This window comes from Pseudomonas sp. PP3, from assembly GCF_905336995.1.
In the GTDB taxonomy this organism is placed as follows: Bacteria; Pseudomonadota; Gammaproteobacteria; order Pseudomonadales; family Pseudomonadaceae; genus Aquipseudomonas; species Aquipseudomonas reinekei.
The window spans coordinates 1,423,447-1,438,424 of the sequence record NZ_HG995459.1; the positions used below are offsets into that span (position 1 = coordinate 1,423,447).

Annotated in this window: 9 protein-coding genes; 8 read left to right on the top strand and 1 reads right to left on the bottom strand. The window is 59.0% G+C overall.

Features of this window, described 5'->3' with window-relative positions; all coding sequences use genetic code 11:
* Positions 1 to 219: 219 nt before the first annotated feature.
* From acs to argR, 7 genes are all read left to right on the top strand, one after another.
* On the top strand, positions 220 to 2,175 hold the full coding sequence (gene acs / locus KHO07_RS06610) for an acetate--CoA ligase (protein WP_150733620.1): 1,956 nt from the start codon (positions 220 to 222) through the stop codon (positions 2,173 to 2,175).
* Positions 2,176 to 2,875: 700 nt separating this feature from the next.
* Positions 2,876 to 3,652 carry an ABC transporter substrate-binding protein gene (locus KHO07_RS06615; protein ID WP_212626752.1) on the top strand — a complete coding sequence of 259 codons (777 nt, stop codon included), beginning with the start codon at positions 2,876 to 2,878 and terminating at the stop codon, positions 3,650 to 3,652.
* Between the two features lie 92 nt (positions 3,653 to 3,744).
* On the top strand, positions 3,745 to 4,434 hold the full coding sequence (locus tag KHO07_RS06620) for an ABC transporter permease (RefSeq protein WP_150733617.1): 690 nt from the start codon (positions 3,745 to 3,747) through the stop codon (positions 4,432 to 4,434).
* A complete protein-coding gene (locus KHO07_RS06625) occupies positions 4,431 to 5,129 on the top strand; it encodes an ABC transporter permease (protein ID WP_150733616.1) in 699 nt (232 codons plus the stop codon). The genes KHO07_RS06620 and KHO07_RS06625 overlap by 4 nt, the downstream gene beginning before the upstream one ends.
* A 1-nt stretch (position 5,130) precedes the next feature.
* Complete coding sequence (locus tag KHO07_RS06630; protein ID WP_212626753.1) at positions 5,131 to 6,243, top strand: M14 family metallopeptidase; 1,113 nt, start codon at positions 5,131 to 5,133, stop codon at positions 6,241 to 6,243.
* Positions 6,244 to 6,266: 23 nt separating this feature from the next.
* Complete coding sequence (locus KHO07_RS06635; RefSeq protein WP_007971015.1) at positions 6,267 to 7,031, top strand: ATP-binding cassette domain-containing protein; 765 nt, start codon at positions 6,267 to 6,269, stop codon at positions 7,029 to 7,031.
* A gap of 247 nt (positions 7,032 to 7,278) precedes the next feature.
* Entirely contained in the window at positions 7,279 to 8,259 is a 981-nt protein-coding gene (gene argR / locus KHO07_RS06640) for a transcriptional regulator ArgR (protein WP_075945344.1), read from the top strand.
* A 25-nt stretch (positions 8,260 to 8,284) separates the two neighbouring features.
* Here argR and KHO07_RS06645 read toward each other — a convergent pair whose 3' ends face one another.
* Complete coding sequence (locus KHO07_RS06645) at positions 8,285 to 13,309, bottom strand: DUF6543 domain-containing protein (protein ID WP_212626754.1); 5,025 nt, start codon at positions 13,307 to 13,309, stop codon at positions 8,285 to 8,287.
* A gap of 312 nt (positions 13,310 to 13,621) precedes the next feature.
* On the opposite strand from KHO07_RS06645, the gene KHO07_RS06650 reads away from it, so the two are divergent.
* The gene (locus tag KHO07_RS06650) at positions 13,622 to 14,842 is read left to right on the top strand and encodes an aspartate aminotransferase family protein (protein ID WP_212626755.1); all 1,221 of its coding nucleotides are present in this window, start codon (positions 13,622 to 13,624) and stop codon (positions 14,840 to 14,842) included.
* Positions 14,843 to 14,978: the final 136 nt, after the last annotated feature.

The following is a 14,978-nucleotide window of genomic DNA, read 5'->3' on the forward strand; positions in this document are numbered from 1 at the left end:
GCCGGCTTGCTGGCGATATTAGCGACGCGGTGTGTCAGAAAGGCCGTCATCGCTGGCAAGCCAGCTCCTACAGGGTTGAGGCACCCAGAAAATCACTGGATTACTTTATTCACGACATTTTGTAGGGCCTTGTTACTACCATCGTCGAATGGTTCTATAGGCCCGGCCCGGGCTACAACGGAGCCATACAAAAACAACTATTCCACCGAGGTAAGAAAGATGAGTGCGGCTTCCCTGTATCCCGTTCGTCCCGAGGTTCTGGCCAACACGCTGACCGACGAGGCGACCTACAAGGCCATGTACCAGCAGTCGGTCGTCAACCCGGACGGCTTCTGGCGCGAGCAAGCCAAGCGCCTCGACTGGATCAAGCCTTTCACCACGGTGAAGCAGACTTCCTTCGACGATCACCATGTCGACATCAAATGGTTCGCCGACGGTACCCTGAACGTTTCCTACAACTGCCTCGACCGTCATCTGGCCGAGCGCGGCGATCAAATCGCGATCATCTGGGAAGGCGATGACCCTTCCGAGAGCCGCAACATCACCTACCGCGAACTGCACGAACAAGTCTGCAAACTCGCTAACGCCCTGCGTGGCCAGGACGTTCACCGCGGCGACGTGGTGACGATCTATATGCCGATGATCCCCGAAGCCGTGGTCGCCATGCTGGCCTGTACCCGGATCGGGGCGATTCACTCGGTGGTGTTCGGCGGTTTCTCGCCGGAAGCCTTGGCCGGCCGCATCATCGACTGCAAGTCGAAAGTGGTGATCACCGCTGACGAAGGCATTCGTGCCGGCAAGAAAATCCCGCTCAAGGCCAACGTCGACGACGCCCTGACCAACCCGGAAACCAGCAGCATCCAGAAGGTCATCGTGTGCCAGCGCACCGGTGGCGACATCAAGTGGAACCAGCATCGCGACATCTGGTACGAAGACCTGATGAAAGTGGCGGGCACCGTCTGCGCGCCAAAAGAGATGGGCGCCGAAGAAGCGCTGTTCATCCTTTATACCTCGGGTTCCACCGGCAAGCCCAAGGGCGTGCAGCACACCACCGGCGGCTATCTGTTGTACGCCGCCATGACCCACGAGCGCGTATTCGACTACCGCCCGGGCGAAATCTATTGGTGCACCGCCGACGTCGGTTGGGTCACCGGCCACAGCTACATCGTCTACGGCCCACTCGCCAATGGCGCGACCACGTTGCTGTTCGAAGGCGTGCCGAACTATCCGGACATCACCCGGGTGGCGAAGATCGTCGACAAGCACAAGGTCAACATCCTCTACACCGCACCAACCGCGATCCGCGCGATGATGGCTTCTGGCACCGCCGCTGTTGAAGGCGCCGATGGCAGCAGCCTGCGCTTGCTCGGTTCGGTGGGTGAGCCAATCAACCCGGAAGCCTGGGACTGGTACTACAAGAATGTCGGCAAGTCCCGTTGCCCGATCGTCGATACCTGGTGGCAGACCGAAACCGGCGGCAACATGATGAGCCCGCTGCCGGGCGCTCACGCGCTCAAGCCGGGTTCTGCGGCACGTCCGTTCTTCGGTGTGGTGCCGGCCCTGGTGGACAACCTCGGCAACATTATCGAGGGCGAAGCCGAGGGCAACCTGGTGATTCTCGATTCGTGGCCAGGCCAGGCGCGCACGCTGTATGGCGACCATGACCGCTTCGTGGATACTTACTTCAAGACCTTCCGTGGCATGTATTTCACTGGTGACGGCGCCCGTCGCGATGCCGATGGTTACTACTGGATCACCGGGCGCGTGGACGACGTACTCAACGTGTCCGGCCACCGTATGGGCACTGCCGAGATCGAAAGCGCGATGGTCGCGCACCCGAAAGTCGCCGAGGCCGCTGTGGTTGGCGTGCCGCACGACATCAAGGGGCAGGGCATCTACGTGTATGTCACCCTTAAAAATGGTGAAGAACCGAGCGAGCAGCTGCGCCTGGAGTTGAAAAACTGGGTGCGCAAGGAGATCGGTCCGATCGCTTCGCCGGATGTTATCCAGTGGGCGCCGGGCCTGCCGAAAACCCGTTCGGGCAAGATCATGCGCCGGATTCTGCGCAAGATCGCGACGGCTGAGTACGATGGGTTGGGCGATATCTCCACCCTGGCCGATCCGGGTGTGGTGCAGCATTTGATTGATACGCACAAGACGATGAATGTTGCGTAAGCGCTGATTCTGAGTCACACAAAGCCCCGTCAGGTGTTGAGCCTGGCGGGGCTTTTTTGTGGCTTGGGATCTTGTGTTGGCTGGGCTGGCTTCATCGCTGGCAAGCCAGCTCCCACAAGGATTTTCGGTGTGCACGCGATCTGAGCCACGCCAAAAAACTCTGGGAGCTAGCCTGCTCGCGATGGCGGTCTGTCGGTCAGTAATCAAGCATGGGCCAATAATTATCGGCTTCCTCTGTGGGACGCTTCCTACTGTTACCCCCGATCTTTCCGGTTACTGAATGTGTAACCGCATCGCGCCGATCCGGGGCATTGGGAAACGCCGTGCCCCGATTCAGGGCCTCAAAACCACTCGCAAAAAATAACACCCAACGCCAAGCTTGCCGGATTAGAAGGCTTTGCCAATAATAGGCCCGCAATTTGCAGCATGGATCGGTTCACTGTCTTTTGCTCTTGCATGATTTTGCAGGGCTGTCAACGTGCCCAAACGGGTTTCTCAGTGCATCTGTAATTAGTTGTCGCATTGAAGAAATATCGGCTTCGGGCCTGTCGTTAGAATGCCGATCACTCGCTCGTCGTTGCAGGTGTTGAATTTCAACATCTGCTTCCCAGGACGCAGCACTGCTTTGCGGTTCCACTCATTCGCATATTGGGCTATTGCTCACTCTGCCGTTTCAGCCCTTTACCGATGGAGTCCCAACATGAAGAAACTCGTGCTGCTTGGCGCCCTGGCACTTGCCTCCGTGCTGTCCCTGCCGACCTTCGCCGACGAAAAACCCCTGAAGATCGGTATCGAAGCGGCTTACCCTCCGTTCGCTTCGAAAGCACCGGATGGCAGCATTGTTGGTTTTGACTACGACATCGGCAACGCCCTGTGCGAAGAGATGAAGGTCAAGTGTGTGTGGGTCGAGCAAGAGTTCGACGGTCTGATCCCGGCACTGAAAGTGCGCAAGATCGACGCGATCCTGTCGTCCATGTCGATTACTGAAGACCGCAAGAAGTCCGTGGACTTCACCAACAAGTACTACAACACCCCGGCCCGCCTGGTCATGAAGGAAGGCACTCAGGTCAGCGAAGGCCTGACCGAGCTCAAGGGCAAGAACATCGGCGTGCAGCGTGGTTCGATCCACGAGCGTTTCGCCCGCGAAGTCCTGGCCCCGCTGGGTGCCGAGATCAAGCCTTACGGCTCGCAGAATGAAATTTACCTCGACGTGTCCGCCGGCCGCCTCGACGGCACCGTGGCAGACGCTACCCTGTTGAATGACGGCTTCCTGAAAACCGACACCGGTAAAGGCTTCGCTTTCGTTGGTCCGGCGTTCACCGACGTCAAATACTTCGGCGACGGCGTGGGTATCGCCGTTCGCAAGGGTGACGCGCTGAAAGACAAGATCAACACCGCGATCGCTGCCATCCGTGAGAACGGCAAGTACAAGCAAATCCAGGACAAGTACTTCGACTTCGACATTTACGGCAAGTAAATACGTCGCAACGACAAGTCCGAAATGGCGCAAGCAACAGGATCTCTGAGGTTTGCGCCATTTTTTCATCCCAACTTTCGAGGACCTGAATCATGTTGAAAGGCTACGGGGCTGTCATCCTCGATGGCGCTTGGCTGACGCTTCAGCTCGCCTTGTCGTCCATGGCCATGGCCATTGTTCTGGGCCTGATCGGCGTGGCACTGCGACTGTCGCCGGTGCGCTGGCTGGCCTGGCTGGGCGATCTGTACTCCACCGTGATTCGCGGTATTCCCGACCTGGTGCTGATCCTGCTGATCTTCTATGGCGGTCAGGACCTGCTCAACCGCGTCGCGCCGATGCTCGGCTATGACGACTACATCGACCTCAACCCGTTGGCCGCCGGTATTGGCACCCTGGGCTTCATCTTCGGTGCGTACCTGTCGGAAACCTTCCGCGGCGCGTTCATGGCGATCCCCAAGGGGCAGGCCGAAGCGGGCATGGCCTATGGCATGAGCAGTTTTCAGGTGTTCTTCCGGGTGCTGGTGCCACAGATGATTCGCCTGGCGATTCCTGGCTTCACCAACAACTGGCTGGTATTGACCAAGGCCACCGCGTTGATTTCGGTGGTGGGTCTGCAAGACATGATGTTCAAGGCCAAGCAGGCGGCAGACGCCACCCGCGAACCTTTCACCTTCTTCCTCGCAGTGGCGGCGATGTACCTGGTGATTACCAGTGTCTCGTTGCTGGCATTGCGTCACCTTGAGAAGCGCTACTCGGTAGGCGTAAGGGCGGCTGATCTATGATCTTCGACTACAACGTCATTTGGGAGGCCATGCCGCTGTATCTTGGCGGCCTGGTGACCACCCTCAAATTGCTCGCGCTGTCGCTGTTTTTCGGCCTGCTGTGTGCGTTGCCGCTGGGCTTGATGCGCGTCTCGAAGAATCCGGTCGTCAACATGTCGGCCTGGCTCTACACCTACGTGATCCGTGGCACGCCGATGCTGGTGCAGCTGTTCCTGATCTACTACGGTCTGGCGCAGTTCGAAGCGGTACGCGAGAGCTTCCTCTGGCCATGGCTGTCCAGTGCCACGTTCTGTGCGTGCCTGGCGTTCGCCATCAACACCAGCGCCTACACCGCCGAAATCATCGCCGGCAGCCTGCGTGCCACGCCGAATGGCGAGATCGAAGCGGCCAAGGCCATGGGTATGTCGCGCTTCAAGATGTACAAACGCATCCTGTTGCCATCGGCCCTGCGCCGGGCGCTGCCGCAGTACAGCAACGAAGTGATCATGATGCTGCAGACCACCAGTCTGGCCTCCATCGTGACCTTGATCGACATCACCGGCGCCGCGCGCACGGTCAACGCCCAGTTCTACCTGCCGTTCGAGGCGTACATCACGGCGGGTGTGTTCTACCTGTGCCTGACCTTCATCCTGGTGAAACTGTTCAAACTGGCCGAGCGCCGCTGGTTGGGCTACCTGGCCCCGCGGAAGCACTGATATGGAACGCATCGACCATGCATTGCCGTGGAGCCATTTGGGCAGCGAGCGCCAGATTTCGGTGTTCCGTTTCGGCAGTGGCGAACGCAAGGCCTACATCCAGGCCAGCCTTCACGCCGATGAACTGCCGGGCATGCGCACCGCCTGGGCGCTGAAAAAGCGTCTGGCCGAACTTGAATCTCTAGGCCTGTTGAACGGCGTGATCGAACTGGTGCCAGTGGCCAATCCACTGGGCCTCGGTCAACTGCTGCAAGGCAATCATCAAGGGCGTTTCGAGGCGGGCAGCGGCAAGAATTTCAATCGCGATTTCGTCGAGCTGAGCGCGCCGGTCGCCTCTGCGTTGGCCGACAGCCTGGGCGATGATGCGCACGCCAATATCCGAATGATCCGTCAGGCAATGGCAGATCATCTCGCTGCATTGCCACCGGCCAGCAGCCAGTTGCAGGGCATGCAACGCATTTTGCTCGGCCATGCCTGCACCGCGGATGTGGTGCTGGATTTGCATTGCGATGCCGAAGCGGCGCTGCACATGTACGCCTTGCCGCAGCACTGGCCGCAGTGGCGTTCGCTGGCCGCACACTTGAACGTGCGCGTGGGTTTGCTGGCGGAAGATTCCGGCGGCAGCTCCTTCGACGAAGCCTGTTCGCTGCCGTGGTTGCGCTTGTCGCGTCTGTTTCCGGATGCGCAGATTCCACTGGCGTGCCTGGCGACGACCCTTGAGCTGGGTGGTCAGGCCGACACTGGCCGTGCTGAAACCGAGGCGTATGCCGAAGGCATTCTGGCGTTCCTCGCCGAGCAAGGGCTGATCAGTGGCGACTGGCCGAAACCTGCACAGGACGCGTGTGAAGGCCTGCCGTTCGAAGGCACTGAATTGTTGTTCGCGCCGCATCCCGGCGTGGTGAGTTTCCTGCGTCAACCCGGTGAATGGGTTGAGGCGGGCGATGAGATTTTTGAAGTGATCGATCCGCTGGCGGATCGGGTCAGCACGGTGTGTGCTGGTACGTCCGGGGTGCTGTTTGCCATTGAGCGGCTGCGTTATGCCCAACCCGGTTTCTGGCTGGCCAAGGTGGCGGGGCGCGAAGCGCTGCGTCACGGGCGCTTGCTCAACGACTGACTGTTTTTGTGAGAACCGACCGCATGTACAAACTTGAAGTCCAAGACCTGCATAAACGCTATGGCAGTCACGAAGTGCTCAAGGGCGTGTCCCTGAAAGCGGCGGCTGGCGATGTGATCAGCATCATCGGCTCCAGTGGCTCCGGCAAAAGTACTTTCCTGCGTTGCATCAACCTGCTGGAGCAGCCGCACGCGGGCAAGATCCTGCTCAACAACGAAGAGTTGAAGCTGGTGGCAAACAAGGACGGCGCGTTGAAAGCTGCCGACCCGAAACAGCTGCAACGCATGCGTTCGCGCCTGTCGATGGTGTTCCAGCATTTCAACCTGTGGTCGCACATGACTGCGCTGGAAAACATCATGGAAGCACCGGTGCATGTGCTGGGCGTTTCCAAGGCGGAAGCCCGTGAAAAGGCCGAGCACTACCTGAACAAGGTCGGCGTGGCCCATCGTAAAGATGCTTACCCGGGCCACATGTCTGGCGGCGAACAGCAGCGCGTGGCGATTGCCCGTGCGCTGGCGATGGAGCCGGAAGTGATGCTGTTCGACGAACCGACCTCGGCCCTCGACCCGGAGCTGGTCGGCGACGTACTGAAGGTCATGCAAGCCCTGGCCCAGGAAGGCCGGACCATGGTCGTGGTGACCCACGAAATGGGCTTTGCCCGCGAAGTGTCGAACCAGTTGGTGTTCCTGCACAAAGGTGTGGTCGAAGAAAGCGGCAACCCGCGCGAAGTGCTGGTGAACCCGCAATCCGAACGCTTGCAGCAATTCCTGTCCGGCAGCCTGAAGTAATCAAGACTGCCGTTGTGCACCGCGATAGTGCATGCTTCGCGGTCTAGAGACTGACCCGATCCCTTGTAGGAGCCGGCTTGCTGGCGATAGCAGTCGGTCAGCTTGCATATCTGGCACAGACAGTCCGCTATTGCCAGCAAGCCGGCTCCTACAGGTTTGATCGTTGCAGGTTTTGAGATTTGCGTTCATTTACGGGCTAGCATTGGCCCATGCCTTCATCACCGTTCTTCGTTTCGGATTGCCCGCCATGACTGCCCATCGAATTGGTTTCCTGATTTGGCCCAGCACTAAAGCACTGACGCTTGCGCTGGCTGAGGAGGCCTTGCGCGTTGCCCAGCGTGTGCATCCGGACGTCGTTTACGAACTGTCGTTCCTGCAGGCCGAACCACCGGTCGAAGGCGAGTGGCAATTGCCCGGTGAAGCCTGGACCGGCAAGCTCGAGAACTTCCAGAAACTGTTCCTGCTCGCTGACGAGCCACCGACCACCTTGGCGCCGGCGCTCAGCAGTGCGCTCAAGCAACTGGTGCGTGCCGGTTGTGTGATCGGCGGTCTGTCGGCCGGTGTCTACCCGTTGGCGCAACTCGGTTTGCTCGATGGCTATCGCGCCGCCGTGCACTGGCGCTGGCAGGACGATTTCGCCGAGCGTTTCCCGAAGGTCATCGCCACCAGCCACCTGTTCGACTGGGATCGCGATCGCCTGACCGCGTGTGGCGGCATGTCGGTGCTCGATTTGCTGTTGGCGGTATTGGCCCGTGACCACGGTGCGGAACTGGCCGGCGCGGTCTCGGAAGAACTGGTGGTCGAACGCATCCGCGAGGGTGGCGAGCGCCAGCGCATCCCGTTGCAGAACCGCCTCGGTTCCAGCCATCCGAAGCTCACCCAAGCGGTGTTGCTGATGGAAGCCAACATTGAAGAGCCACTGACCACCGACGAAATCGCCCAGCACGTGTGCGTGTCCCGTCGCCAGCTCGAGCGGATTTTCAAGCAATACCTCAACCGTGTGCCGAGCCAGTACTACCTGGAACTGCGCTTGAACAAGGCCCGGCAGATGTTGATGCAAACCAGCAAGTCGATCATCCAGATCGGCCTGTCGTGCGGCTTCTCCTCGGGGCCACATTTTTCCAGCGCCTACCGTAATTTTTTCGGCGCCACACCGCGCGAAGACCGCAACCAGCGGCGCAGCAGCAGTCCGTTCGAGTTGTCGTCGGTGCCGTCGGAACGCGGTTAAATCCGCGCTCCGATGCCGGCTCCGTTCACTCGTCGACGTCAGAACCTCCAGAACTCGACACTTCCAGTTCCGCCTGATCGATCACCGCTTCGACGCCAAAGTCGATGCTTGTCTGCTGGAAATAGGCGATTAACCGCTGAATGCTTTCTTCGGACAGAGGATTGCCGCGCAAATTGATCGCCTCGGCGACATCTCGGGGCATTTCCATGATGTCGGCTGCAATGTGTGTGATTTGGTTTGAACGCAGGTCTACGGTTTCCATCTCCGTGAACTGGAATAACCCTCGTGGAAGCTCGGTGATGCCGGTTTCGTTTAATAGCAGCGTTTTCAGAAGGGGCATCTGGCTAAGATCCGGCGTCAGACCGAGCGGGTTCTCGCTAAGGTCGAGGTAGTCGAGCCGCGTCATTTGAGCGAGATCCAGTACCGTTTGCGGGGTCAGGGTCAGCTGGCAATCGCTCAGCTCCAAAGTGTTCAGTTCACCCATTCGGAAAGTGGCTTCGGGGATGCTCCCTAGTCGGTAGTTGCGAATGGTCAGCCCATTCAGGCGCGGAAAGCGTTCCAGAAAACGTCCCACCCCAGACAGACCGCTATAGCTGTGCAGATAAAGCTGCGCTACATGGCTGAAGTCCGTGCGCAGGGTGGGCAAATCACCGGTGATGATCAAAGAAAGATCCAGTTCGTACCTCGCCTGCGGTTCAGGGTTCAACGGAGCCTGATTGGATTGTCGACGCCAGCAACTTTCTACCCTTCTTTTGAATTCATCCCGGATTGAATGTTCGGCCAGCAGTTGCTGCGCATTGAAGGGTTCACCGGTGACCGGATGCACGGCCGGTACAGCGGCGGTCCATGCAGCCAGGTCATTAATCAGGGTGGTGAGCTCGCCCTCCAGGCGAGAAATTTCAACCCTGCCATCGATCAGAGTGCCGGGTAACTGGTAGATGAACTCAGTCGCTTGCTCCTGATCCATGTCAGGGTACAAGGCCTGCACTCGATGGATGTCCGGCTGTTCGGCAAGCACACCCAAGTCCTGATGGGTCAGATTGAAATGACTTTTTATACGCTCGCGGGCTGCGGTGGAGAGTGGATTGCCGCCCAGGTCGATGCCGTCCCGGGTGGTTTTGGGCAGGTCGAAAAGAGCGGCGGGCAATTCGCTGATGTGATTGTTATTGAGCAGCGCGGTTCTAAGTCGGGGGCGACTCAGCAGGCCGTTGGGTATAGCGTTAATGCCGGTTTCCGAGAAAACGACGTAGTTCAGATGCGGAAGATTTTCCACATCAGGCATCAGTCCCAGCGGATTCTTATACAGATCCAGCAACACCAGTTGGTCAAGTGCCGAGAGGGTTGCATGGCTTTGTAGATTCAGGGTGATCGCGCAATTTCGGAGAATCAATTGGCGTAGACCAGGTGACCTCACGACGATCTCGGGAATTTCATTGAGCTGAAAGTTGCGTAAAGCCAGGCGATGCAAATCGGAAAAGCCGTTTAAAAACTCATGCACCCCGCGTGTGGCGACATGACCATCGAGGGAGACGCTCTTCAATCGACTGAAGCCGACGTTCAACACCGGGAGTTCACCAATGATCGGTTGTGTAAAGCGAAACTCCAGAGGTCGTATTTCCTGGCCGAGTTGTGAAGCCTGTTCACGCCAGACACCCAGGAGTTGGTCCACGAAATGCTGGCGTGCCTGGCGCTGAATGACCAATTGTTCCTCGCTGAGTCTGGTCTGGGTGTCCGGAATGAGTTGGGGTATTTCGCTGCGCCACCGCTGCAGTGTATTGCTGACGCTGGCGTGCTCGGCAATCAGTCTGCTCAATTCCGCGCGCGGTCCAGCGGGTTGGCGTTGCAGGCGTTCGACAAAGGCTTGCAACTCTGCGGGGGGCAGTTGTGGCAGCAATTGGTGCGCGTACGCTTGCAAGGGGGGCGCGCCGAATGGCTTGCGGTGAAAGCCATCTGTGCCCCCAAGCAAACGCATGAGGCTGGGGTCATAGGTCGGTTTAAGATTCGGCTGTTGTTCCAACAACGATCCCAATTCTTCACGATCGAGAGCATGCCTGATGATCTGTCGTTTCAGTTTTTCTCCCTCGCCAACAGCCAGGTTAAGTTCGGCGCGTTCAGCATCCGGCAAGGCATTTAGCAAACTGGCATACAGAGTGTTCAAGCCGCTGAGTTCGTCACCTGACGCGTCGTACGCCTGGTACGAGCCCTTTTCGCTGAGAACCAGAACCTTGCGGACCTTGGCGTCGACGCTGCCAATATGGTCGATCAGGGGGCCTTGGTGGGTGTAATGACGAATTTCCAGGCGAATCTGTCCTGTCCAGCCCGGCAGTTTTTCCAGGGAGTGCAGCACCAGGCGGTCGGTGTCGAGGTTGTTTTCGGTCGACGTCAGGTCCAGCCCTTCATAGGCGCGAGTGACACGCACCTGCAGATTCGCCTCTTGGCTCAAACCCGTGAGTCGCGGGGAAACGCGTGCTTGCTTGAGCTGTTGCAATTCCTCGTCGTTAGCCGTGCCCATGAGTCTTTCTGCGACGCTGGAGGGCAAGCCGGGTTCGGCGTCGATGAGGGTTTGTACCGCTGGAAGAGCTCCGCGTTCGAGTCTGCGGTAACGCTGCTCGAACAGGCTCTGGCGTTTGCGCTGCGCCGTTTGCGCCAGAGTCTGGCGCAGGCTGCGCGTACGACTTTCGAGGCCAGGTGAAGGCAGGCCAAACTCCTCGCCCAGCATCGCTCTTGCTTCTTCGTCCGATAGGGCGAGCAGCATGGTTTTGAGCAGGTCGCCGCTATTAAGCCGTGTCACATCGATTTGCAGCCGGGGGACATCGGGCGCGGGGCTTTGCCAAAGTGTCTGGCCTTGCGCATCTGTCAGTCGTACACCTCGGGTTTGCGGCCAGAAGCCGTAGGTGTTGAGCAATTCGAGCTGGGTAACAGGGTCGGCCTTCAGATAGATGTCCGGTTGGTTGCTGCCGATTTGCTCGATGAAAGTTTGAATGTCCTGATCGATCTTGAAACGTTTGATCGTGTCGGCCAAAAGCGGCGGTACTTGTCCGACATTCATATGCATCTTGCGCAGAACGTTTTCGTGAATGCCGCTGATGGTTAACATGCGCTCGCGCTCGATCTCCGAAAAGCGCTGCATGTCCGACCCGATTCGTCGGAGCAGGGTGGCCTGGTCCCAGCTCAGTGGCTGGTCCAGTTCGGTTTGCCAGGCGCCGGCGGCGTTGTGTTTGAGCGCGGGTTTATAGGCTTCAGCGCGGGTAGGGTGGTCGATGCGATGCTCACCCGTTACCGGGTCCGCGCTGACGGCGTAGCATTTGTTTTCCAGGCGGAGCAACACTTTGTCCTGATGCCGATGCAACCCCAAGGCATCAGGTTTTGAATCAGCGGGAAGAGCAGCAAGGTCTTCGTAGGCGCTGAGGTTCGGCTGCCAGTACCGGGTTTCGCCGTTCGGTCGTTTCACTGAGTTGAAGCGGTCGATGAACTCAACGATGTCCTTGGGCAGCGCCGCGCGAAATTCCCCAGCCGCAATCACACCACCCGCCGCCAGGGTGCCCAATTGCACGGCGGACTCAACGACGTCCATCAAGTGCCCGAATGCCTCGCGGCCCTGGCCTTCGGCCCAGTCGACGACGCTTTCGAAAGTTTCGTCGAGCAACTGGTAAGCCATGTAGGCAAGCATTAACTCACCCAGGAACGGTACGAACGGCAGGGCGATGAAGGCCGCGATGTTCAGCAGGGTCGAGGCGATATCGGTGAAGGAATCCCAGAGTGCCCAGCGGGCTTTCTGGTCGACCGTTGCGGTGGATACCGCGATGACCCGAGCGTCGTTGAGTATTTTGTTGAGGCTGGATTGATACAGATGATTCCACAGGTCCCCATTGATCGGCGTTGAGGCGATGCGCAGGTCGACGCGCGGGTTGGGCGACTCGCGCCAGGTCGGGCGCGCATCGCCCGACTGAACCGGTTGCCAGGTGATGGGCGCGAGCTGGGCGTTTAATTGTGCGAAGAAGTGCCCGCGATCCTCATGATTGATGAAGCGGCTGAAAAACTGTTGATAGTCGGGCGTGCGCAGACGTCGGCTCAAGTCTTCGGCAAAGGCGGCGGACGAGGGGTATTCCTTGATCGGATGTTCGGGGTCGTCAGGAATGTATGCCACTACCCTGGCCGTTTCCCGTGCGCTTTCCAGGTCCGGTGCAAACAACAGGATGCCGGTCAGGCGAGCATTCATGATCGTCAGCTCATGACAGCCCCAGGGCTGACCGCGCAAACGTAGATACGGCAAGTTGTCCAGCAAGCCAATAATCAGCGGGTGGACATCACTGCCCAGCAGCTTTTGCATCTGCGCCATCTGCAACGCGGCGGTCAGCGCGGTTTTCTGGCTGTCATGGATTTTCGGTCGCAATAGCGCCGAGGCCACTGGGTTACTAATGCCAAGATTGTCCTCCAGGTACTCTTTATAGCGCTGGCCGATGTCCAGCTCCCGGCTCAGGTGGGTGAAGGCTGTGATGGGCATTTTTTCCAGGACTTGCGGCAAGGTCTGAAATTGCCCGTTGGCGGTAGGCGGCGTGATGTAAGTCGAAACGGGTTCGAAAGCGTCGGTTTCGGTTTCGGCGCTTTCGAAGTTGTGCAACACCGCATCCAGCAATGACACCGTCCAGATGCGCGCGGCCCCTGATTTCAGGCGCAACCAGGGGATGTGGGCGGGGATGTACAGGCGAAGGCAGGTATTGCGAACGTCCAGTTCCAGGCCGAAGCGGGTCTTGAGCTCAGCTTTGAGCAGAGGTTCGGCGAACTCGGCCGGATTCTGCAGATTCGCCATCATCTGATCGACCCGGTTCTGGCTTGTTACATGGCGGGAGATCAGTTTGCCCAGTTCCGCATGCTGATGGGCCGGGGCGCTCTTGAGGCTGGCCGGCATGCCTGGCGTGCTGTTGCCCAGCGCTTCACGCCGTTGTGATGTCGCCTGGCGCAACCAGGGCGGAACGACATTGATCAAGTGCTGATAGTGCGCGTCCGACCTGAATACATCGGAAGCCAGGGTGTTCTGTGAGATCGTCATGGGGTCAAGGTGGTCTTTGAGGTTTGATAAGGCCTCTAGGAAAGCGCGCGAACCCGGATCGAGTGCGGTACATATTTACCGCACTCGTCGAATCGGCTTCGGTTACAACGGAGCAAGCCTGCCGCAAACGCTCTGCGCCAGTTAAACTGCGCCTTTGCGACCCTATATGTCGCATTGCCGTAAACCCGGGAAAATCCGGGGTTTGCGCTATAAGAAGTTGTCGCTTGGCGGCAAGGCCGGGCTGAAAACTGTCCTTACAATCCCCTCATCGCTCGCCAGTTTCAGGCGAGTGTTCCTTTTCAGGAGACTCCGATGTCCGTTGAGCACGCTGCGGTACAACGCGCCGATTTCGACCAGGTAATGGTTCCCAACTACGCGCCTGCCGCTTTCATTCCAGTGCGTGGTGCCGGTTCCCGCGTTTGGGACCAGTCTGGTCGCGAGCTGATCGACTTCGCCGGCGGGATTGCCGTGAACGTATTGGGCCACGCGCATCCGGCGCTGGTCGGTGCCTTGACCGAGCAGGCGAACAAGCTGTGGCACGTGTCTAACGTGTTCACCAATGAGCCGGCCCTGCGCCTGGCCCATAAGCTGATCGACGCCACGTTTGCCGACCGCGCGTTCTTCTGCAACTCCGGCGCCGAAGCTAACGAGGCCGCGTTCAAACTGGCCCGTCGTGTCGCGTTCGATCGCTTCGGCAGCGAAAAATACGAAATCATTGCCGCGCTCAACAGCTTTCACGGCCGTACGCTGTTCACTGTGAACGTCGGTGGCCAATCGAAGTACTCCGACGGCTTCGGTCCGAAGATCACCGGCATCACCCATGTGCCTTATAACGATCTGGCCGCGCTGAAAGCCGCCATTTCTGACAAGACCTGTGCTGTTGTCCTGGAGCCGATCCAGGGTGAGAGCGGTGTGATCCCGGCCGAACTCGAATACCTGCAAGGCGCTCGCGACCTCTGCACCGCGAACAACGCGCTGCTGATCTTCGACGAAGTGCAAACCGGCATGGGCCGTACTGGCCACCTGTTCGCCTACCAGCATTACGGCGTGATCCCGGACATCCTGACCAGCGCCAAGAGCCTGGGCGGCGGTTTCCCGATCGCGGCTATGCTGACCACTGAAGACCTGGCCAAACACCTGGTTGTCGGCACCCACGGCACCACTTACGGCGGCAACCCGCTGGCGTGCGCCGTTGCGGAAGCCGTGATCGACGTGATCAACACTCCTGAAGTGCTGGCCGGCGTCAAGGCCAAGCACGACAAGTTCAAGGCGCGCCTTGAGCAGATCGGCGAGAAATATGGCCTGTTCACCCAGGTCCGCGGTATGGGCCTGTTGATCGGTTGCGTGCTGAGCGATGCTTGGAAAGGCAAGGCCAAGGACATTTTCAACGCCGCCGAGCGAGAAGGCCTGATGGTCCTGCAAGCCGGCCCGGACGTGGTGCGCTTCGCCCCGAGCCTGGTGGTGGAAGACGCCGATATCGATGCCGGTCTTGACCGCTTCGAACGCGCCGCTGCAAAACTGACGCAAGCCTGATAGACCCTTCGACGCCTGACCTTTCAGGCGTCGAACCCAATTTTTGTGCCGGACCCATCCTGACGCAACACCCCTTTAGGAGCCGGCTTGCTGGCGATGAGGCCCTTAAGCCTTGCGGCGATCAACCTGCCGCCAT